The sequence below is a fragment of the Luteitalea sp. TBR-22 genome, from assembly GCF_016865485.1.
In the GTDB taxonomy this organism is placed as follows: Bacteria; Acidobacteriota; Vicinamibacteria; order Vicinamibacterales; family Vicinamibacteraceae; genus Luteitalea.
Map to the genome: position 1 here is coordinate 4,447,315 of NZ_AP024452.1, position 21,377 is coordinate 4,468,691.

The following is a 21,377-nucleotide window of genomic DNA, read 5'->3' on the forward strand; positions in this document are numbered from 1 at the left end:
ACTTCCACCGTGGACTTCGGCCTCTCCACTCACCTCTTCCACGCCGAGCGGCTCGGACCGGCGCACCTCGAGGCCTTGGCAGCCGAGGGCTTCTCGGCCGTGGAGGTGTTCGCCACGCGGTCGCATTTCGACTACCACGATCGGACGGCGGCCGGTGAACTGGCCGGCTGGTGTGCGGCGGCAGGCGTCCGGCTGCACAGCGTCCACGCCCCGATCACCGAGTTCCTCCATGGCACGACGTGGGGCCCGCCGTTCTCGACCGGCGCGAGCGGCGCCGCCGCACGGACCCGCACCATCGACGAGTGCATCAAGGCCCTGACGCTGGCCGAGGTCGCGCCCTACCGGCACCTGGTGCTGCACCTCGGCGTGCCCGACGAGTACGCGCCGCCTTCCGGCGACAACCAGCGCGACGCCGTCCTCCACACGCTCGACGCGCTCGCGCCGGTCGCCGAGCGGGTGGGCGTGCAGATTGCCGTCGAGATCATCCCGAATGCCCTGTCGACGGCGCGGCAACTGGTCCGCCTCATCGAGGACGAGGAACGCCCCGAGCTGGGCATCTGTCTCGACGTCGGCCACGCCCGGTTGCAGGGCGACGTCATCGACGCACTCGAGACGGTTGCCGGTTACCTGGTGACCACGCACCTGCACGACAACCGGGGCCGCGCCGACGACCACCTCGTGCCCTTCGACGGCGTGATCGACTGGGACGAGCTCCTGATCGGGTTCCACAAGGTCGGCTACGACGGCACGCTGCTGTTCGAGCTCGCCGCGGGGCCGGACGGGCCTGCCCCGACGCTCCGGCGGGCCGGCGCCGCCCGCCGGCGCATGGAGTCGATGCTCGGCCTCGACTTCGTCTTCGCCGACGAGTGACCCGGGGCGCCCCCTCCACCGGGTCGTTGGGATTTTCGGCGTTTCCTGCGATCCTGTTCGACGGACCCATGCCGCCTGTCGCCTACATCCAGGACATCGCCCAGTTCGACGGCCAGGACGTGACCCTCCGGGGGTGGCTGCACAACCGCCGCTCCAGCGGGAAGATCCACTTCCTCATCGTGCGTGACGGCACGGGCTTCATCCAGGTCGTCATGTCGAAGGCCGACATCGGCGAGGAGCTCTTCGCTAAGGCCGACCACCTCGCGCAGGAGACCTCGATCATCGTGACGGGCAAGGTCCGGGCCGATGCGCGCGCCAAGGGCGGTTACGAGCTCACGGGGACGAGCTTCGAGGTCGTCGGCGAGTCGGTCGACTACCCCATCACCCCGAAGGAGCACGGCGTCGACTACCTGATGGACCGGCGTCACCTGTGGATCCGGTCGCAGCGGCAGCACGCGATCCTCCGGGTGCGGCACGAGATCATCGATGCCGTCCGCGACTTCTTCAACAGCCGTGGCTTCATCCTCGCCGATACGCCCATCTTCACGCCCTCGGCGTGCGAGGGCACGACGACGCTGTTCCCGGTCAAGTACTTCGACGACGGGACGGCCTACCTGACGCAGAGCGGCCAGCTGTACAACGAGGCCAACGCGATGGCACTCGGCCGGGTGTACGCGTTCGGCCCGACGTTCCGCGCCGAGAAGAGCAAGACCCGTCGGCACCTGACCGAGTTCTGGATGGTGGAGCCGGAGATGGCGTACGCCAATCTCGACGACACCATGACGCTGGCCGAGCAGCTGGTGGAATCGGTGGTGGCGCGGGTGCTGGACAAGCGCCGTCCGGAGCTCGCGCAGCTCGAGCGCGACACCACCAAGCTGGAGACGGTGAAGACGCCGTTCCCGCGCATCTCGTACGACGACGCGGTCGAGCGCCTGAAGGGTGCGGGCCTGCCGATCGAATGGGGTGGCGACTTCGGCGGCACCGACGAGACCGTGCTGTCGGACCAGTTCGACCGGCCGGTGATGGTGCACCGCTACCCGGCGGCCGTGAAGGCGTTCTACATGAAGCCCGACCCGCAACGCCCCGAGCTGGCGCTGGGGGTGGACGTGCTCGCGCCCGAGGGCTACGGCGAGATCATCGGCGGCGGCGAGCGCCTCGCCGACTACGACCTGCTGCTGCAGCGCATCAAGGACCACGACCTGCCGCAGGAAGCCTTCGACTGGTACCTGGACCTCCGTCGCTACGGGTCGGTGCCGCACGCCGGCTTCGGCATGGGCATCGAGCGCGTGGTGGCGTGGATCTGCGGCCTCGAGCACGTCCGCGAGACGATTCCGTACCCGCGGATGCTGTACAGGATGTATCCGTGACGGGAGTCGGGAGTCGGGAGTCGGCAGTCGGGAGTCGACGAGCCTGTGTTTGCGCCCGACACCGTCCGCGTCCGGATTGCAATTCCCGATTCCCGCTTCCCGATTCCCGTTCTGATCTGCAATGAAAATCGGCCTCGTTTCCCTCGGCTGTCCCAAGAACCTCGTCGACTCCGAGGTGATGCTCGGCCTGGCCGAACGGGCCGGCCACGAGATCACCGGCGACGCGGCCGAGGCCGACGTGCTGGTGGTCAACACGTGTGCGTTCATCGACTCGGCCAAGCAGGAGTCGATCGACACCATCCTGGAGATGGCGCAGCACAAGACCGGCGGCCGGGCGAGGCGGCTGGTGGTCACCGGGTGCCTGGCCGAGCGGTACCGGGAGGAACTGCGAGAGCAAATCCCCGAGATCGACGCGGTGCTCGGCACCGGAGAGGTGGACCACATCGTCGGCGCGCTCGAGGGGAGTGCCACCGCGCCCGCCACGGTCGGCCTGTTCCGCCGCGGCACGGACGGGAGCGCCGAGCCCGTGACGTCGGTGCCGAAGGCCGAAGGCCGAACGCCCAAGGCCGACAGGGCGTCAGCGAGACATCGCGACGCCGAGGTCCTCCCGACCTACCTGTACGACGCGGCGACGCCCCGGCGGCTGACCACGCCCGGCCACTACGCGTACGTGAAGATCGCCGAGGGCTGCGACTACAACTGCGCGTTCTGCATCATCCCGAAGCTGCGCGGCGCCTACCGGAGCCGCGACGAGGCCTCCGTGGTGGCCGAGGCGAGGGCCCTGGCCGCCCGGGGCGTGAAGGAACTGCTCCTGGTGTCGCAGGACACGACCTTCTATGGCATCGACCGCGACCGGCAGGACCGGGGCGCGCTCGGCCGCCTGCTGCGGGCGCTGAACGCCATCGAGGGGCTGGAGTGGATTCGCCTCCTGTACCTCTACCCCACCACGATCACGGCCGAGACCATCGAGGCGATGGCCGCGTGCGAGAAGGTGGTGCGCTACATCGACCTGCCGCTGCAGCACGCGTCGGCGGCGATGCTGAAGCGGATGCGGCGGCCGGGCACCCGCAAGAGCTACGAGACCCTGCTCGGCAACCTGCGCCATGCCCTGCCCGGCGTGACGCTTCGCACCACCTTCGTCGTCGGCTTCCCCGGCGAGACCGAGGCCGACGTCGACGAGCTCGTGGACTTCGTCAAGACCATCGAGTTCGACCACGTGGGGGTCTTCACCTACTCCCACCAGGAGGGCACCGCAGCGGCCAGCCTCGAGGACGATGTGCCGGAGGCGGTGAAGCGGAAGCGGCAGAAGCGGGTGATGCAGGTGCAGCAGCGCATCGTCGCCCGCCGGCAGAAGGCGCGAATCGGCCAGACGGTGCGTGTGGTGGTGGACGGCCCGTCGAAGGAGCACGACCTCGTCCTGCAGGGCCGGCTGCCCGGGCAGGCGCCCGAGGTGGATCCGGTGGTGTTCTTCACCGACTGTGACCCCACGGATTTCCCGCCCGGCACGTACGTGGACGCCGAGGTGGTCGACGCGGCGGGGTACGACCTCATCGTCAGGCCGGTAGAAGCCCTGACCTCGTAATGCCGGGAATGCCGAAAGGGCTCAGGGCTCAAGGCTCAGGGAAGGCCGAAGGTCGAAGGCCCAAGGCCGGAAGCCGCGTGACGACGGCCAGCCATCGGCCGACGAAGCGCCCCGGGCTGTGACATTCCGGCCTCGCGGCATCACGGCATTGTCCCGGCCGCGGCGAGGCCCGGTGAGCCCGTCCTTCCGGGCCTTTCGCGCGGCCTCGAAACCGTGCTACAGTCCACGATTGGAGTTCAGGCTACCCTTCCGGAGTGGGCCGCTTTGCCCACTCTTCGTGTTTCAGGGGTCGCTGTCTCGTCGACTGTGACAACCGACACGCGCCTGGAGCGCGTCCGGACCGCGGCCACCCGGGTCGCAGGTTCCTGCGGACTCGACATCTTCGACATCCAGCTGCGGCGGGAGTCGAGTGGCTGGGTGCTGCGTGTCGTCATCGATCGACCGCTGCAGCGCGATGCCGACGGTGCCGTCGTCGTGGAGACGCCGGAGCAGTCCATAGGGATCGAGGACTGCCAGCGGGTGAGCACGGACCTGAGCACGATTCTGGACGTCGAGGACGTGCTCGACCACACCTATACCCTCGAGGTGTCGTCACCGGGCCTCGACCGGCCGCTGCGCCACGCCGACGATTTCCGGCGGTTCAGCGGACGGCTCGCGAAGCTGGTGGTGCCGGCAGGGGTCGAGGGCCAGACGCATTTCGAGGGCCGGATTGCCGGCGTCGAGGACGAGGTCGTCATCCTGCAGGTGGGTCGTCGCAAGGAGCGACGGATTCCGCTTGCGGAGATCAGCCGGGCCCGTCTCGAGGTGGAGTTCTAGACGCGATGAGTACCAACCCGCTCGTGCAATCGATCGAGACGCTCGCCAAGGAGCGAGGGATCGATCCGGCCATCGTGATCACGGCAATCGAGGAAGCCGTGCTCACCGCCTCGCGCAAGTCCTACGGCAAGGACGGCGAGAACCTGAAGGCCCGCCTGAATTACGAGACCGGCGAGGTCGAGCTCCTGGCCGTCAAGAAGGTCGTCGAGACCGTCGAGAACCCGGCCACCGAGATTTCGCTGGGCGACGCCCAGGACATCTACCGTGTCTACGGCGAGGAGTACGCGGCGGGCATCGAGCTCGAGGACGAGATCGAGTTCCCCAAGAGCAAGGAAAAGCTGGGGCGCATCGCCGCGCAGACGGCCAAGCAGGTGATCTTCCAGAAGGTGCGCGAGGCCGAGCGGCGCAACGTGTTCGACGAGTTCTCGTCGCGGGTCGGCGAGGTCGTCACCGGCACGGTCAAGCGCTTCGAGCAGGGCGACATCATCGTCGAGCTCGGTCGCATCGAGGCGAGCCTGCCCCGCAAGGAGCAGTCGCGCGCCGAGAACTACGCCATCGGCGACCGCGTGCGGACGGTGATCAAGAACGTCAACGAGAACCTGAAGGGGCCGCAGGTCATCCTGTCGCGCACCGACCCGGCGCTGCTCGTCAAGATGTTCGAGCAGGAAGTGCCCGAGATCTACGACGGCACCGTGATGATCCGCGGCGCGGTGCGCGAGGCGGGCGACCGCGCCAAGGTGGCCGTGTACAGCCGCGAGCGCGACGTCGACCCGGTCGGCGCCTGCGTCGGCATCAAGGGCACCCGCGTGCAGGCCATCATCCGGGAGCTCCGCGGCGAGAAGATCGACATCGTCGAGTTCTCGGAAGACCCCGTCGAGTTCGTCACCAACGCCATCAGCCCGGCGCGCGTGCAGCGCGTCACCATCCTCGACGACCAGGAGCGGGTGATGGAGGTGGTGGTCGAGGACAAGCAGCTCTCGCTCGCGATCGGCAAGAAGGGCCAGAACGTGCGGCTCGCCGCCAAGCTGACCGGCTGGAAGATCGACATCAAGAGCGAGGAAGAGAAGCGCAAGGAAGTCGAGGCCCAGCTCGCCGGGTTCGACTGGAACGCCGTGGCCGAGGGCCAGGCCGAGGTGCCGCTCACCGGCGCCGCTGCGATGGACGCGCTGTTCGACCCCAACATGGGCGTCGAGCACGTGGCCGAGCAGGCCGAGGCCGAAACCGCCACGCCGGGGGCCGACGAGCCGCCGGGTGACGCCTCGCCCATGGGCCTCGAAAGTGGCCCGGGTCGGGACGCGGAACCGCCGCAGGAGTCGTAGTACTCGTACGCCCCGTGGGGGCGCGCGAGAGAAGGGCCGACCGGGGCCAAGGGCACGGTCGGAGGCTGGCCTAGAACGAAGGGGACACGTTGTCGACTGTCCGGATCTACAAAGTCGCGGAACTGCTCAATGCACCCAGCCAGGAGGTCATGGATCTCCTGAAGGTGGAGGCAGGCATCGAGGTGCGTTCGGCCTCGAGCACCATCGAAGAGGTGGTGGCCCGGCAGTTCGTGGAGCGCCATGCGCGCAAGCGCAACATCGCGCTCCCGCCCGCGGCGCAGATGTTCAACGAGGGTCCGGCCGCTCGCCCGATGGGCAAGAAGCCCGGCCCCGGCGGCAAGGCCCCGGCTGCGCCGGAGCCGCCCAAGGCGGCCCCGCTGCCGCCGCCCCGCCTCGTCAAGGCCCTCAAGGTGCCCGGCGCGATGCCGGCTGCCCCGCCAGCCGTCGAGGCCCCCGTTGCGGCCGCGCCTGCGCCCGTCGAGGTCGCGCCACCACCTGCTCCGGCCGAGGTCGCGCCCGCGCAGGAGGCTCCGGCAGCGGTCGCCCCACCCGCCTCTCCCACCCCGACGGCTCCGGCCGCGACGGTGGCGACCGAGGCGGTGCCCCCGTCGGCGCCCGTGGAGGCGCCGGCCGCAGCGAGTGAACCCGCCGCGGCGGCCGCAGCACCGGCCGTCGAGCAGCGCGAGGCGCCGGTCGAGGCCGCGCCCGCTCCGGTGGTCCCGGTCGTCGAGGCACCGTCGGCCCCCGTGGCCGCCGCGCCGGCGGCTCCGCCAGCCCCGTCCACCACGGACGAGGAACAGGATGCCGGCCGCGTCGTGCCGTCGTCGCTGCGCCTCCGCGTCGAGGATCCGAACCGCCCTGTGAGCGCCCCACCCATGCGTCCGGCCCGCCCCGTTGCGCCGCCCACGCCTCCTCCGGTCAGGCGCCCCGCGCCGCCGACGGCGGCTGGTCCGGCAGGTCCTGCGGGGCCGGCAGGTCCACCTCGTCCGGCAACCGCCGGTCCGCGTCCCCTGCCCCCCGGCGCCGCACTGCCAGGTGGCCCGCGGCCTCTGCCTACGCAGCCGATCCGCTCGCCGCTGCCGCAGGTGGCCAGGCCGAGCTATCAGCCGACGTACGCCAACATCGGCCGCGCCCCGGGCGTGGTCGGGCCGGGCGGACGTCCGCTCGGCGGCCCTCCGGGCGCGCCAGGCCAGCCCGGCCAGCGTCCCGGGGCGGCGCAGTTCCCGCGTCCCGGCCAGCCCGGCGGCGGTCCCGGCGGGTATCGTCCGGGTGGCGCGCCTGGCGGACATCGCCCGCGGCCAGGTGGGCGCAGCGGCGGCAGCCGGACGCGCGGACCGCGCCTCGAGCAGCCCGTGCAGTCGGGGCCGGCGGCGCCGCCGCCGATCACCCGGATCATCACCCTCGCGGAGGGCATGACGGTCAAGGACCTGGCCGACAAGCTCGAGGCCAAGGTCAAGGACGTGATGCGCGTGATCCTCGAGCAGGGCATGCGCATGACGATCAACAGCACGCTCGACGCCGACACGGCGACGATGCTCGCGCGCCAGTTCGGCGCCGAGGTCGAGGTCCGCACCTTCGAGGAAGAGATCGTCGAGTTCGAGGAAGGGGCCGACAAGCCCGAGGACCGCGTCACCCGTGCGCCGGTCGTCACGGTGATGGGCCACGTCGACCACGGCAAGACCACGCTGCTCGACAGCATCCGCACCACGCGGGTCGCCGAGCGCGAGGCCGGTGGCATCACGCAGCACATCGGGGCCTACGCGGTCGAGCTCAACGGTCGCAAGATCGTGTTCCTCGACACGCCTGGCCACGCGGCGTTCACCACCATGCGTGCCCGCGGCGCGAAGGTCACCGACGTGGTGGTCCTGGTGGTTGCGGCCGACGACGGCGTCATGCCGCAGACGCGTGAGGCGATCGACCACGCACGCGCGGCAAAGGTGCCGATCATCGTCGCCATCAACAAGATCGACAAGCCGGACTCCAACCCGGAGCGGGTCATGCGCGAGCTCTCGGAGCTCGGGCTGCTCGCCGAGGCCTGGGGCGGCGACACGGTCATGGTGCCGGTCTCGGCCAAGGCCAAGCAGAACCTCGACACGCTGCTCGAGATGATCCTGCTGGTCACCGAAATCGGCGAGCACAAGGCCAACGCGTCGCGCAACGCCTCGGGCACCGTGCTCGAAGGCAAGCTTGATCGCGGTCGCGGTCCGGTGGCCACCGTGCTGGTCCAGGACGGCACGCTGCACGTCGGCGACACCGTGCTGGTCGGCACCATCGTCGGCAAGGTGCGCGCGCTGCAGGACGACCGTGGCCGTTCCGTCCGCGAAGCCGGCCCCTCCACACCGGTGGAAGTGCTCGGTCTCGGCGGTGTTCCGACGCCAGGCGACACGTTCCAGGCGGTCGAGGACGTGGCCAAGGCCCGCCAGATCGCGATGTTCCGCGAGGAACAGGCCAAGGCCAAGTCGCTCGGCGCCAAGGGCGGTCGCATGACCCTCGAGTCGCTCCAGAAGCACATCGCCGAGGGCGACGTGAAGGAGCTGGCGCTGATCATCAAGGCCGACGTGCAGGGTTCGGCAGAGGTGCTGGCCGACTCGCTCCAGAAGCTGGGCGACGAGCGCATCAAGGTGCGCGTCCTCAGCTCGGGCGTCGGCGCCATCAACGAGTCGGACGTGCTGCTGGCGACCGCGTCGGAAGCCATCATCATCGGCTTCAACGTGCGGCCCGACCGCAATGCCGAGTCGGTGGCCGAGCGCGAGAAGGTGGACATCCGCCTCCACTCGATCATCTACAACGTCACCGACGAGATTCGCGCCGCGATGGCGGGCATGCTGGCGCCCACCATCAAGGAGAACCGGATCGGCATGGCCGAGGTGCGCGAGGTGTTCCGCGTGCCGAAGGCTGGCACCGTCGCCGGCTGCTTCGTCACCGAGGGCGTCATCCGTCGCTCGGGCGATGTGCAGGCGCGCCTGCTCCGCGATGGGGTCGTCATCCACACCGGCAAGCTCAGCTCGCTGCGCCGGTTCAAGGACGACGTGTCGGAGGTCAAGAACGGCCTCGAGTGCGGCATGACGTTCGAGCGCTACAACGACGTCAAGGCCGGCGACACCATCGAGGTCTTCGTCACCGAGGAAATCGCGGTCACCATCCCGGGCTGAGGCCCGGGGCCCCCGGGCGTCAGCCCGGGAATGCCGTGATGCAGGAATCCCGAGAATGCCGAGGGGCACCACCCTTCGGCATTCGCCTTTTTCGTCCGTCTTCTGTCGTCCCTCTTCCCTTGCTCCTTGCGTGCGCTGCCGACATTGCCGGCATCGCGGCATCGCGGCATTTGTACAATTCCCCCATGCAAGGTTCCGGTTCCCGCGCCGAGCGCATCGCCGACCACATCAAGGACGAGGTCAGCCAGTTGCTGTCGTTCGAGGTCAAGGACCCGGCGATCGGCCTGCTCACCGTGACGCACGTCAAGATGACGAGCGACATGGGCCTCGCCCACGTCTACTACACGCTCGTCGGCGACGAGGTCGAGCGGCGCAAGACCGCGAAGGCCCTCGAACGCGCCACACCGTTCGTGCGTCGCCGGCTCGCCGAGACGATGAACATGCGGCGGGCCCCCGAGGTGAAGTTCCACTACGACGAGAACCTCGAGCGCCAGGAGCGCGTCGAGACGCTGCTGCGCCAGATCGCCAGCGAACGTGCCGAACGCGAAGCCCGCGAGCAGGCCGAGGCCACCCCCGATGACCACGCTGAGTGACGCGCCCCTCGCCGTGCCGGCCTCGCTCGTCGAGGCCCTCGCCGGCGACGGTCCCGTGCTGATCTGCGGTCACGCGCGCCCCGATGGCGACTCGCTCGGCTCGGTCATGGCGATGGCCGCGGCGCTGCGTCGGCGGGGACGTCGCGTGCGCACCGTGTGCAGCGACCCGGCACCTGCGGCCTTCCTCGCCTTCCCGCGCATGGACACGCTGGAGGTGACGCGCGAGGTCGACGCCGCAGGGGCCACCGTCATCGTGATGGAATCGAGCGCGCTGTCGCGCACTGGCATCGCCGGGCTCGAGCGCGCGGGCGCCGTCCTCAACATCGATCACCACCTCGGCAACACCGCCTACGGCACGATCAACTGGTTCGATGAAGGTGCGGCAGCGTGCGTCGAGATGGTGGCCGACGCCATCGATGCGCTCGGCGTGCCCTGGGACGAGGAGATCGCGACGTACCTGTATCTGGGCCTGCTCACCGACACCGGCGGGTTCCGCCATTCGCACATCTCGGCGCGCAGCTTCGACCTCGCGCGGCGCTGCGTGCTGGCCGGCGCCGATCCCGTCCGCGTGGGTCAGATCGCCTACGACAGCTTCAGCCTCGGACGCGTCCGCCTGATGGGCGAGTTGCTGCACGGCATGCGCCTCGAGGCCGACGGCCGCCTGGCGGTGCTGACGCTGACGCCCGACGAGCACGAGCGCGCCGGATCCACACCCGATGAGACCGAGGGCCTCATCAACATGCCGTTCACGGCGCAGGCGATCCGCGCGGTGTGCCTGCTGCGCAACGACGAGGACGGCGTGACGCGCGTCAGCCTTCGCTCCAAGGGCACCATCGACGTGCGCGCCGTGGCGCAGCAGTTCGGCGGCGGCGGCCACCGCAATGCCAGCGGCTTCACGGTGCCCGATCCCCTCGAGGCGGTGGAGGCGCGGTTGCTGCCCCTGCTGCTCGACGCGCTCGCGTGAGCGCCTCCCTCGACGGGGCCCTCGTCGTCGACAAGCCCGCCGGCCTGACATCGCACGACGTCGTCGCGGCGGTGCGCCGGCGGTTGCCACGTGGCACGAAGGTGGGCCACACCGGCACGCTGGACCCGTTCGCCACCGGGGTGCTGCCGGTGGTGGTCGGGCGAGCGACGCGCCTGTCGCAGTTCCTCACCGCCAGTCGCAAGCGATACCGGGCCGACGTCGCGTTCGGGGCGGCGACCGACTCCGGGGATCGCACCGGCACGCCGACCGAGGAGGCCTCCCTGGATGCCCTCGCCGCGCTGACCGAGCCGGCGCTGATCAGCGCGCTGGCCGGCGCCGTCGGCACGCACCCGCAGGTACCGCCGGCGCATTCGGCCAAGAAGATCGACGGCGAGCGCGCCTACGCCCTCGCGCGGCGCGGCGAGACGGTGGCCCTGGACGCCGTCGAGGTCACCGCCCATGCGGTGACGCTCGTCGAGTGGGACGCGATGCGGCACGTGGCGGTGGTCGACCTGGAGACGTCGGCCGGCTACTACGTGCGCAGCTTCGCGCGTGACCTGGGGCAGGCGCTCGGCGTCCCCGCCCACCTGTCGGCGCTGCGCAGGACGGGCAGTGGCGCGTTCGAGCTGGACGTGGCGCGCGCCATCGGCGCGATCGTCGAGGCCAGTCCGGAAGAGATGGCCGGGTGGCTCGTCCCCATGGCCGACCTGCTGCCGCACCTCCCTGCCCTCACGCTCGACGAGGCACAGGAGCGCGCGGTGCGGCACGGGCAGCCCTTTGCCCCCGCTCCGGGGCAATCGCCGGGCGTCTTCCTCGCAGAGCGGGTGCGCCTGCTCGACTGCGGCGGCGCGCTCGTCGCGCTCGCCATCCCGAGCCGGCAGGCCCGCGGGTTGCTCCACGCCGACGTGGTCGTGGGCTGACGACGCGCCCACCGCGTGACCCGCCCCTGGTTCAGTGTGATCCGACCAGCGTGAGCACCGCCTCCTCGAATGCCTGCGGGCGGTCGAGGAGAGGCGCCCTGCGCCCCAGGAGGTGACGGTCCACGAACGAGGCGAGGTAGGCAGTGGTCAGGTCCAGTGCCCGCGTTGCGTCGATCGCGCCCAGTTCGAGGACCTCGGGGGAAAGGCCCGGCGCGAGTTCGACAAGCCGCGGCAGCAGCACGCCGAAATCCGTCACGTCGTTGTGCGCACTCCCGAGCAGACGCAGGTCGTACCCGGGAGCCTGCAGGGCGGCAAGTACCCGGTCGCGGGTGGGTTCGCCGACCGAACGCTCCGCCGTGAGCATGAGGAACGGGGTCGCGATCGCGTCGGTGAGGGCTGCACCCCAGAACGTGCCATCGAGGTTGGCGGCAGCCGAGACGCGTGTGTCACGCACGGCGAGGCTGGCCGCTGCCGCGCCCCCGAACGAGTGGCCCATGGCCATCACGGCGCCTCCGCGATGATCGGCCGCGTCGAGGGCAGAGGCATCGCGCGTCAAGGTGTCGAGCACGAACGCCATGTCCTCGACCCATGTCTGGTGCAGTTGTTCGGGCGAGCCACCGGCGAACGGATCAGGAGAGAAGGCGACCCGCCCACCAGGCAGGACGCTGACACCGCTCGAATAGGGATGCGCCACGACCGCCACGACGAGTCCTCGGCTGGCCAGGTCGGCGACGACCGACGCGTAGAAGGCTGGAGGCGTCTGCAGGCCACCCGAGAAGAGCACGAGCGGCCGCGCGGCGCGCCCTCGCACCATCCGGGCCCCGGCCACGGCCCAGCCGCGAAGGCCGTCGAAGGCATCGTCGGGCAGCCCCTGCACCTGCGCGTTCAACGCGGCCTCGAGCGGGTCGAGGAAGTACGGAGCTCGAACGGCTCCGGGAGCACGCTGGGCCGGATACCAGAGATGGACGACGACCTCCCTCACGTCGTTGGGGTCGACGGTGGCCAATTCGGGGCGGGAGGGGTCGGTCAGGTGCAGGACGCGCACACCCACGGCGTGCGGTCCGCCGGGACGACGAGGACCATCCTCGGCGTGAGCGGTACCCGTCGCCAGCGACAGACACAGGCCGGGAACGACGAAAGCAGTGAGGACAACGGCGGCAAGGGACATGAGAGGACTCCTGGCGGCGTCACGCGTGCGCACGGATCGCCGGTTTCGGCCGCCGATCCGGTCAGCGGCTCCTGCCTACTACGCGACATCCGTCGCCAGACCCCGCAGTGGTGTCCCCTGTCGCTCGACACTCGGCCGCCCGTGCAACGCGAGGGGTAGAATCGGGCCGACCCATGCATTCGGCAGAAGACGAGTCCGGACCGACGTCACTGGCCGCCGATGTATACGAGGACCTGAGGCGCCTGGCACGGGCCCGCCTCTCTCGCGAGCGCGCGGGCCATACCCTTCAGGCCACGGCCCTGGTGCACGAGGCCTGGATTCGACTGGCCGACCACAGGCGTGTCGCCTGGCAGAACCGATCCCATTTCCTGGCGATCGCCGCGCAGTGCATGCGTCGGCTGCTTGTGGACCACGCGCGGGCCCGCGGTCGGGACAAGCGTGGCGGTGACTGGGAACGGGTGACGCTGGAGGACGTGGGTGGCCATCCCGACGGCCTCGACCCGGCCGACGTGATGGCCCTGGACGAGGCGCTCGAGCAGCTGGGACGCCTCGACCCGCGACAGGCGCAGGTGGTCGAACTGCGCTTCTTCGGGGGCCTGAGCGTGCCGGAGGTGGCCGAGGTGCTCGGCCTGTCGCGACGAACGATCGAGGACGACTGGACCCACGCGCGGGCCTGGCTGCGCCGCGCCCTCGCGAGCCGATCATGAACGCTGCGCGCCACGCCCGCGCCAAGTCGATCTTCCTCGAGGCCAGTCGCTGCGCGCCCGAAGAGCGCCCAGCCCTGCTGGCGCGCCTGTGCGGCGACGACACCGGACTGCGCGCGGAGGTCGAAGGCCTGCTGGGCTTCCACGACGACCGTACGGACGGAGGGTGGGACGCCTCGTCGCCGGCTCCGCCGCCCATCGTCGTGCGGCACCACGAGGTCGCGACGGGCGAGCTCTCGCCGGGCGATCTGTTCGCGGGCCGCTACCGCATCGATGCCTGCATCGGGCGCGGTGGGATGGGGGCCGTCTACAAGGTCTTCGACACGCTGCTCGCCCTTCCGGTCGCGCTGAAGGTGGTTCACACGCACGCCGACCGTGACGGCAACCGGCTCCTCCAGGAGGTGCGGCTCGCGCGGGCCATCACGCACCCGGCCGTGTGCCGGACGTACGATGCCGGGGAAGTCGAGGGACGCCGGTACTTCACCATGGAGTACGTGGACGGCGAGGACCTCGCGACGCTGTTGCGCCGCGTCGGCCGGTTGCCCCCGTCGCGGGTGGCGACGCTCGCCCGGCAGCTCTGCGCCGGACTGGCCGCGGCGCACGCGCGAGGGGTGCTGCATCGCGACCTGAAGCCCGCCAACGTCATGCTGGACCGGCGGGGCGACATCCGCATCACCGATTTCGGCATCGCGGTGGCGATGGGCCCGTCGACACCCGGCCGGCAGATGGCGGGCACGCCCGCCTACATGGCGCCCGAGGTCCTCGCCGGAGGGCCAGCCTCGCAGGCCAGTGACGTCCATGCCCTCGGCATCGTCCTCTATGAACTCCTGACCGGCGCACATCCGGCCAGCGCCGCGGCGCACCCCGGCGCGCCGATCCCGCGCCCCTCGCAATTGGTGAGCGACGTGCCGGCGGGCCTCGACGAGGTCATCATGGCGGCCTTGGCCCCGGTGTCGGCCCGGCCCGCGTCGGCCCTCGCACTGGCCGCCGCCCTTCCTGGCGGCGACGTGCTGGCCCTGGCCAGGGATGCCGGCCTGACACCCCCGCCGCAGGTGGTGGCTGGGGCGGGTGGCCTTGGTGCGCTCGCCGGGGGCGAGGCCCGTCGATGGCTCGCGGTCTGGGCCATCGGCCTGGTAATCGTGATGGGCGCACCCGGCCGGCGCGCCCTCGACCGCCTGCCGATGGAAGACCCACCGGCGGTGCTGGCCGCGCAGGCCGAGGCTCGGCTTCGGACGGTGGCGGCCTTTGCGCGTCCGGCGCGCTGGACGCATCGCTTTCAGCCCGCCGGGGCCTCTGGTCTCGAGTGGATGGCGCCTGCCGGCGATCCGGCGGAGGGCGCATGGGTCGTCTATCGGGAAGGCCCGGCCTCGGCAGCATCGGGCGGCAGTCACGCGGGCAGGCGAGACGACCTGTCGGTGGACACCCCGATGCCCGTGACCCCGGGCAGTGCCGCGGTGGCGGTCAACGCGCGCGGCCACCTGCGTCGGCTCCGGATCGTGCCTCTCAGGACGCCGGCGGCAGACGCGAGTGCGGCCGTCTCCTCGCCGTGGGCGGCACTGTGGGCGTGGAGTGGCATCGATCCGGCGAGCGTGGTGACCGAGACGGCGACCGGCACCGAGCCACAGCCCTTCGCCGACCGGGTATGGGCCTGGACCGGACGGCTCACCACTGGGGCCCAGGTGCGGATCGAGGCCGCCACGCTGGGCGGAACGCTCACGATGTTCCGGGTGCTGCCGCCGGGGTCGTCGGTGGTGACGGACGGCGTGTCAGGCGCAGATGCGGGCACCGTCGTGCCGATCGTGCTCGCGCTGGCGCTCACTGCAGGCGGCCTCGCGCTGGCCTGGCGCAACGTTCGCAGCGGGCGCGGCGATGGCGTCGGCGCGACGCGCCTGGGGGGGTTCACCTTCGTGGTCCTGTCCGGCACGGCGCTGCTCGATGCCGACTGGCGGGTGCTCGGCACCGATCCGCAGCTTCCCTGGACGGTTGCAGGGATGGCGATGGTCGGCGCAGCGCTGACCGGCATCTTCTACCTCGCCTCGGAGCCGACGGTCCGGCGGCACTGGCCGGAAAGCCTGGTGGCCTGGACGCGGTTGATGGCCGGGCGGGTGCGGGATCCCCGGGTCGGCCGGGAGGTGCTGGTCGGGGCGACGATGGCCGTGGCACTCGCCGCGCTCGGCGGGCTCCTGCCGGCCGCAGCGGTGCCCCCGAGCCCTCAGGATCTGGACGCAGCCGGCGCGCTGATGGGAAGCCGCCACCTGGTGGCGGCGTGGCTGGACCTGCTGCCGCGGTCGGTGCTGGGCGGCATGATCCACGCCGTGCTGTTCGCGTTGGCGGTGCGGGGGCTCGGCCGCCGGGACCTGGCCGTGGTGGCGTCGGGTGGGCTGTTCGTATTGCTGGGGGCGCTGTCGGGCTCGACCGGCGCGGCGCTGGTGATCGAGGCGCTGCTGTCGGGGGTCCGGCTCGTGCTGCTCACTCGCGTGGGCCTGCTCGCACTCGTCGGGCATCTGTACTCCCTGCAGGTCGTTACCAGCCTCCCCCTGGCCCTCCGGGTGGACTGGCGCCTCGAGTACTCGCTGACGACAGCGCTGATGCTGACGGCGCTGGTGATCACCGCCGCTCGAGTGGCCATCGGGCGTTCCGGGTTCGCGGCCGAGAGGACGGCCACTGCCCCGTCCCCTCGGGCCTGACTGGCGCCAACCGGACCGAATCGGCTATCATTCCAAGTTCGCTGGCGCCCGATGGACGGGGGCCATGCACGTCGACGGACTGGTGCCCCTGCCGGGGATGTCTGGGCCGATCGCGGAGGACGTACCGTGGCATTGACGAAGGACCGCAAGACCAACCTGATCGAGGATTTCCGCCAGCACGAGTCCGATACGGGCTCTCCCGAAGTGCAGGTGGCCATCCTGAGCGAGCGCATCACGTACCTGACCGAGCACTTCAAGACGCACGCGAAGGACCACCACTCCCGCCGTGGCCTCCTGAAGCTGGTGGGCCAGCGTCGCCGGTTGCTCGATTACGTGAAGGCCAAGAACACCGACCGCTACGCCCAGCTGATCAAGCGCCTGGGCATCCGCAAGTAGCGAGCCACACCATGGGACGGGAGCCGTGCTTCCGTCCCTTCGTGTTTGGCACGCTCACCGACCGCGCGCGGCTCGTGGCAGGCCCGGCAGTTCTCCCGCCGTGCGGCCCCACTCGGGCGCGATTGCCGTACCGCACACCGCCAGGGCAGACAGGTCCCCTGGCAAGGACATGACAGGGAACCCCATGCACACACGCAGTCTCGAGCTCGGATCCCGGGCTCTCTCGTTCGAAACCGGCAAGCTCGCCAAGCAGGCCGACGGCTCCGTCCTCGTCCGGATGGGCGACACCGTCGTCCTCGTCAGCGCCTGCCACGCCGCGTCGCCGCGCCAGGGCATCGACTTCCTGCCGCTGACGGTGGACTACCGCGAGTTCACCTACGCCTCGGGTCGCATCCCGGGCGGCTTCTTCAAGCGCGAAGGCAAGCCGACCGAGAAGGAAGTGCTCACCAGCCGCCTGATCGACCGGCCGATCCGCCCGCTCTTCCCGGCCGGCTGGGCGTTCGAGACGCAGGTCATCGCGATGGTGATCTCGGCCGACACCGACTACGACTCCGACGTCCTGGCGGTGACCGGCGCGGGCTGCGCGCTGGCGCTGTCGGAGATGCCGTTCCTCAAGACCATCGCCGGCGTCCGCGTCGGCCAGGTGGACGGCCAGTACGTGATCAACCCGACCTTCGCGCAGCGCAAGCAGAGCGCGCTCGACCTGATCATCGCCGGGAGCGCCGACGCGATCATGATGGTGGAGGCCGGGGCGCAGGAGGTCAGCGAGGAGACGATGGTGGGCGCGCTCGACGCGGGCCACGCCGCCATCAAGCAGATCGTCGCGACGATCGACGACCTCGCCAAGGCCGCCGGCAAGAAGAAGATCGTGATGCCCGTCAAGGAAGTCGCCCACGACTTCTACCGCGAGGTCGAGGAGAAGGTGTACCTGCCCCTCGCCGACGCGATGCGCATCAAGGACAAGCTCGAGAACTACAGCCGCGTCGACCAGGTGCTGGCCGACCTGGTCGCCTCCATCCCCGAGGAAGAGGTCGAGCGTCGCGTCGAGGCCAAGAAGATCTTCAAGGGCCTGAAGGAAAAGGTCATGCGCGACGAGGCCCTCGAGCGCGGCAAGCGCCTCGACGGCCGCTCGTTCGAGCAGATCCGCCCGATCTGGACCGAGGTCTCGGTGCTTCCCCGCGTGCACGGCTCGGCCGTCTTCACGCGTGGCGAGACGCAGGCCCTCGTCACCGCCACCCTCGGCACTGCGGACGACCAGCAGAAGATCGAGACGATGGACGGCGAGACCTACAAGCGCTTCATGCTCCACTACAACTTCCCGCCGTTCTCGGTGGGTGAGGTGGGCTTCATGCGCGGCCCGGGCCGCCGCGAGGTGGGCCACGGCGCCCTCGCCGAGCGCGCCCTCGCCCCGGTCATCCCGGCCGAGGCCGACTTCCCGTACACCGTCCGCGTCGTCTCCGACATCCTCGAGAGCAACGGCTCCTCGTCGATGGCCAGCGTCTGCGGCGGGTCGATGGCGATGATGGACGCGGGCGTGCCGCTGCGCGCGCCGGTGGCCGGCGTCGCCATGGGCCTCATCATGGACGAGGCCACCGGCAAGTACGCGGTGCTGACCGACATCGCCGGCGCCGAGGACCACTACGGCGACATGGACTTCAAGGTGGCCGGCACCGCGCAGGGCATCACCGCCCTGCAGATGGACATCAAGGTCTCCGGCATCACGATGGAGATCATGCGCCAGGCGCTCGCCCAGGCGCTGAAGGGCCGCCTCGAGATCCTCGGCAAGATGGCCGAGTCGATCGCGGCGCCGCGCACCCAGACCTCGCAGTGGGCGCCGCGCATCGTGTCGATCAGGATCCCGGTCGACAAGATCCGCGACGTCATCGGGCCCGGCGGCAAGATGATCCGCAGCATCATCGACCGCACCGGCGTCAAGATCGACGTCGAGGACGATGGCCGCATCAACGTGGCGAGCAACGACGAGGCCTCCGCGGCCCGCGCCCTGGCGATCATCCAGGAACTCACCGCGACGCCCGAGGTCGGCAAGACCTACATGGGCAAGGTGCAGCGCATCGCCGACTTCGGCGCGTTCGTCGAGATCATGCCGGGCGTGGACGGCCTCCTGCACGTGTCGGAGATCGCCCTGCACCGCGTGAAGGACGTGCGCGACGAGCTGAAGGAAGGCGAGCAGCTCCTCGTGAAGGTGCTCAACGTCGACCCCTCGGGCAAGATTCGCCTGAGCCGCAAGGCCCTCCTCCAGGAGGAGCAGCCGAAGGCCGAATAGTTCGGCAGTCGGCAGTCGGCAGTCGGCGACGGCCGTCCAAGGGCGCTTCCCCTCCGGGGTTGCGCCCTTCGGCTTTTCGCCTGACCATTGGGCGTCAGTTCCGGCCTCCCCCGGCACGCGGCATTGTCGACCGACCGTCAGTCCTTCCCCACCGTGCCGTCCCTCGCCACCGAGGCCGACGCCACCGCGCACGCCGGCGGCGCGGTGGTGCACGACCTCGGGCTGGGCGCCCCCCGCCGCATCGGGCCGTACACGATCACCGGCGTGCTCGGCACCGGCGGCATGGGCGTGGTGTACCGCGCCACGCAGGAAGAGCCGCTGCGGCGCGAGGTGGCGCTCAAGCTGGTGCGCCGCGGCCTGGACACCGAGCGGCTGATCGCGCGGTTCGACGCCGAGCGACTCGTCCTCGCGCGCATGAACCACTCCGGCGTCGCGCGCGTGTTCGACGCCGGCGCCACCGTCGACGGGCGACCGTACTTCGTCATGGAACTGGTGCAGGGCCTGCCCCTCACCGAGTACTGTGACGCACGCCGCGCGCCGCTGCGCGAGCGCCTCGGCCTGTTCGTCAGCACGTGCCGCGCCGTGCAGCACGCGCACCAGAAGGGCATCGTCCACCGCGACCTCAAGCCCTCGAACATCCTCGTGTCCGACGAGGAGGGCGCACCGACCACCAAGGTGATCGACTTCGGCATCGCCAAGGTGGTGGCCGATGACGGCCCGGACCGTCACCTGCTGACGCGAGAGGGACAGTTCGTCGGCACGCCGGAGTACATGAGTCCGGAACAGGCTGGCGTGCTCGAGGCCGACGTCGACACGCGCACCGACGTCTACGCACTCGGCGTCGTGCTGTACGAACTGCTGGCGGGCCGCAAGCCGCACCGCTTCACCTCCGGCACGCGCGACCAGCTGCACAGCGTGCTGCGCGATGCGTCCGTGGCGCGACCGAGCACCGCCGTGGGCGTCGCCCCGGCGCGCGCCAGGTTCACGGCCGCCCCGGCGCCTGCGCCTGGCGAGTGGCTGGCGATCGCCGCAGCGCGACAGACCACGCCCGAGCGCCTGCGCCGGCTGCTGGCCGGCGACCTCGACACGATCGTGCTCAAGGCGATGGCCTTCGAGCCGGCGCGGCGCTACGGCTCGGTCGACCAACTGGCCGACGACGTCGAGCGATACCTGCAGGGCGAGCCGGTCCTCGCCCGACCGGATTCGTGGGCGTACCGGACGCGCAAGTTCATCGGCCGTCACCGGTTGGCCGTGGCGGGCGCCGCCCTCGCGGCCGTGGCGCTGATCGCCGTCTCGGCGGTCACCGCCATCCAGTCGGCGCGCGTGGCTCGCGAGCGCGATCGAGCCGAACAGGCGCTGGCGCGCGCGTCGGCGGTGAACCGGTTCCTCGTGGACATGTTCGGCCAGGCCGACCCGCGGCAGGCCCTCGGCGAGTCCCTCACGGCCGAGCAGATGCTGGAACGTGCGGCGACGCGCCTCCAGACGACCATGCGAGGCGAGCCGCAGGTACGCGGCGAGCTGCTGCAATCGCTCGCGGACGTCTACAAGCAGCTCGGCAAGTACGACGTGTCCGAGCGGCTCAACGCCGAAGCCGTGGTGATGCGCCGCGGCGGTGATGCGCTCGTCCTGGCCGACAGCCTCGACGCGCTCGGCGACGTGCGTCGCTATGCAGGTCGGCCCGACGAGGCGGTGCCGCCTCTCGAGGAAGCCCTGGCGATCAGGCGCCGCCTGCTGCCCGCCGTCCACCGCGACGTCGCCGAGACGTACAACAACCTCGGACTCGTGCGCCAGGCGCAGGGCCGCCATGCAGAGGCCGAGGCGCTGCATCGCACGGGCCTGGCGATGTGGGAACAGCTGCAGGCGAGGGAAGAGGGCGAGGATCTCGTCGCGCTCGGGCTCACCAACCTCGGGCGCGCCGTGCGCGCCCAGGGTCGCAGCGAGGAAGCCGCGGCGCTCTTCCAGCGCGCACTCGACATCCGGCGACGGGTCCTGCCCGCCAACAACCCACGGATCGGCAGCAGCCTGTCGTACCTGGGACTGACGCACCTCGACGCCAATCGTCCGGCCGAGGCTCTCGTGCTCTTCAAGCAGGCGCTGGCCATCAGGGAGGCGACGCTGGGTGGGAAACACCCACAGACCCAGCAGTCGCGCGTGCAGGTCGCGCGCGCCTCATGGCGACTGGGCGACGTGCCGACGGCCCGGCGCGAGGCCGGCGCCGTCGTCTCGGCGGCCGTGGGCAACCCCAATGCGTCACCGGTCACGGTGGGCGAGGCCCGCGTGCTGTTGGCGCATGTCGCCCTTGCCGCCGGCCAGGCAACGCAGGCACGTGCAGAACTGACCGAGGCGCGTCGTCTGCTGGCCGGTGACCGCGGCGGCTCGCTGCGTCCCGAGGTGGACGCACTCGCCGCACGCCTCGATGCGCGTCCCTGACGCGGTCACCGCCCGCGACGCACGCCCTCGCCCGTCACGCCGGGCCGGCGTGGGTGGCGGGCTGCGCCGACTGGCGCCGGGCTGGGCGATACTGGCCGACGCGACCGACCCACAGGTCCTGCGGC

At 70.9% G+C, this 21,377-nt stretch carries 15 protein-coding genes; 14 read left to right on the top strand and 1 reads right to left on the bottom strand.

Annotation, left to right across the window (positions count from 1 at the left end):
* The first annotated feature begins 9 nt into the window (after positions 1-9).
* The 9 genes from TBR22_RS18625 (at position 10) to truB (ending at position 11,583) form a co-directional block, all read left to right on the top strand.
* Positions 10-870 carry a sugar phosphate isomerase/epimerase gene (locus TBR22_RS18625; RefSeq protein ID WP_239489351.1) on the top strand — a complete coding sequence of 287 codons (861 nt, stop codon included), beginning with the start codon at positions 10-12 and terminating at the stop codon, positions 868-870.
* 68 nt (positions 871-938) lie between these two features.
* On the top strand, positions 939-2,237 hold the full coding sequence (gene asnS / locus TBR22_RS18630) for an asparagine--tRNA ligase (protein WP_239489352.1): 1,299 nt from the start codon (positions 939-941) through the stop codon (positions 2,235-2,237).
* Between the two features lie 121 nt (positions 2,238-2,358).
* Positions 2,359-3,819, top strand: a complete 1,461-nt coding sequence (rimO, locus tag TBR22_RS18635; protein ID WP_239489353.1) for a 30S ribosomal protein S12 methylthiotransferase RimO — start codon at positions 2,359-2,361, stop codon at positions 3,817-3,819.
* Positions 3,820-4,125: 306 nt separating this feature from the next.
* Positions 4,126-4,635 (top strand): ribosome maturation factor RimP, encoded by a 510-nt coding sequence (gene rimP, locus TBR22_RS18640; protein ID WP_239489354.1) that lies wholly within the window; start codon positions 4,126-4,128, stop codon positions 4,633-4,635.
* Positions 4,636-4,640: 5 nt separating this feature from the next.
* On the top strand, positions 4,641-5,954 hold the full coding sequence (nusA, locus tag TBR22_RS18645) for a transcription termination factor NusA (protein ID WP_239489355.1): 1,314 nt from the start codon (positions 4,641-4,643) through the stop codon (positions 5,952-5,954).
* Between the two features lie 149 nt (positions 5,955-6,103).
* Entirely contained in the window at positions 6,104-9,106 is a 3,003-nt protein-coding gene (gene infB, locus TBR22_RS26810; RefSeq protein ID WP_370651356.1) for a translation initiation factor IF-2, read from the top strand.
* A gap of 185 nt (positions 9,107-9,291) precedes the next feature.
* On the top strand, positions 9,292-9,699 hold the full coding sequence (rbfA, locus tag TBR22_RS18665) for a 30S ribosome-binding factor RbfA (RefSeq protein ID WP_239489356.1): 408 nt from the start codon (positions 9,292-9,294) through the stop codon (positions 9,697-9,699).
* A complete protein-coding gene (locus TBR22_RS18670; protein WP_239489357.1) occupies positions 9,683-10,663 on the top strand; it encodes a bifunctional oligoribonuclease/PAP phosphatase NrnA in 981 nt (326 codons plus the stop codon). Before rbfA ends, TBR22_RS18670 begins: the two co-directional genes overlap by 17 nt.
* Complete coding sequence (gene truB, locus TBR22_RS18675; RefSeq protein ID WP_239489358.1) at positions 10,660-11,583, top strand: tRNA pseudouridine(55) synthase TruB; 924 nt, start codon at positions 10,660-10,662, stop codon at positions 11,581-11,583. Before TBR22_RS18670 ends, truB begins: the two co-directional genes overlap by 4 nt.
* A 31-nt stretch (positions 11,584-11,614) precedes the next feature.
* Here truB and TBR22_RS18680 read toward each other — a convergent pair whose 3' ends face one another.
* The gene (locus TBR22_RS18680; protein ID WP_239489359.1) at positions 11,615-12,634 is read right to left on the bottom strand and encodes a hypothetical protein; all 1,020 of its coding nucleotides are present in this window, start codon (positions 12,632-12,634) and stop codon (positions 11,615-11,617) included.
* Positions 12,635-12,924: 290 nt separating this feature from the next.
* Here TBR22_RS18680 and TBR22_RS18685 point away from each other — a divergent pair, with 290 nt between their 5' ends.
* From TBR22_RS18685 to TBR22_RS18705, 5 genes are all read left to right on the top strand, one after another.
* Positions 12,925-13,458 (top strand): ECF-type sigma factor, encoded by a 534-nt coding sequence (locus TBR22_RS18685; RefSeq protein WP_239489360.1) that lies wholly within the window; start codon positions 12,925-12,927, stop codon positions 13,456-13,458.
* On the top strand, positions 13,455-16,142 hold the full coding sequence (locus TBR22_RS26815; protein ID WP_305068741.1) for a serine/threonine-protein kinase: 2,688 nt from the start codon (positions 13,455-13,457) through the stop codon (positions 16,140-16,142). Before TBR22_RS18685 ends, TBR22_RS26815 begins: the two co-directional genes overlap by 4 nt.
* A 126-nt stretch (positions 16,143-16,268) precedes the next feature.
* Positions 16,269-16,538 carry a 30S ribosomal protein S15 gene (gene rpsO / locus TBR22_RS18695; RefSeq protein WP_239489361.1) on the top strand — a complete coding sequence of 90 codons (270 nt, stop codon included), beginning with the start codon at positions 16,269-16,271 and terminating at the stop codon, positions 16,536-16,538.
* 184 nt (positions 16,539-16,722) lie between these two features.
* Positions 16,723-18,822 (top strand): polyribonucleotide nucleotidyltransferase, encoded by a 2,100-nt coding sequence (gene pnp, locus TBR22_RS18700; RefSeq protein ID WP_239489362.1) that lies wholly within the window; start codon positions 16,723-16,725, stop codon positions 18,820-18,822.
* A gap of 153 nt (positions 18,823-18,975) precedes the next feature.
* Positions 18,976-21,252: a serine/threonine-protein kinase gene (locus TBR22_RS18705; protein WP_239489363.1), complete on the top strand. Its 2,277-nt coding sequence runs from the start codon at positions 18,976-18,978 to the stop codon at positions 21,250-21,252.
* The last annotated feature ends 125 nt before the right edge of the window (positions 21,253-21,377 follow it).

Excerpts from the sequence above, each read along its gene's own strand:
- asnS (WP_239489352.1), top strand. The coding sequence starts at position 939 with ATGCCGCCTGTCGCCTACATCCAGGACATCGCCCAGTTCGACGGCCAG.
- rimO (WP_239489353.1), top strand. The coding sequence starts at position 2,359 with ATGAAAATCGGCCTCGTTTCCCTCGGCTGTCCCAAGAACCTCGTCGAC.
- nusA (WP_239489355.1), top strand. The coding sequence starts at position 4,641 with ATGAGTACCAACCCGCTCGTGCAATCGATCGAGACGCTCGCCAAGGAG.
- infB (WP_370651356.1), top strand. The coding sequence starts at position 6,104 with ATGGATCTCCTGAAGGTGGAGGCAGGCATCGAGGTGCGTTCGGCCTCG.
- rbfA (WP_239489356.1), top strand. The coding sequence starts at position 9,292 with ATGCAAGGTTCCGGTTCCCGCGCCGAGCGCATCGCCGACCACATCAAG.
- TBR22_RS18670 (WP_239489357.1), top strand. The coding sequence starts at position 9,683 with ATGACCACGCTGAGTGACGCGCCCCTCGCCGTGCCGGCCTCGCTCGTC.
- TBR22_RS18685 (WP_239489360.1), top strand. The coding sequence starts at position 12,925 with ATGCATTCGGCAGAAGACGAGTCCGGACCGACGTCACTGGCCGCCGAT.
- TBR22_RS26815 (WP_305068741.1), top strand. The coding sequence starts at position 13,455 with ATGAACGCTGCGCGCCACGCCCGCGCCAAGTCGATCTTCCTCGAGGCC.
- pnp (WP_239489362.1), top strand. The coding sequence starts at position 16,723 with ATGCACACACGCAGTCTCGAGCTCGGATCCCGGGCTCTCTCGTTCGAA.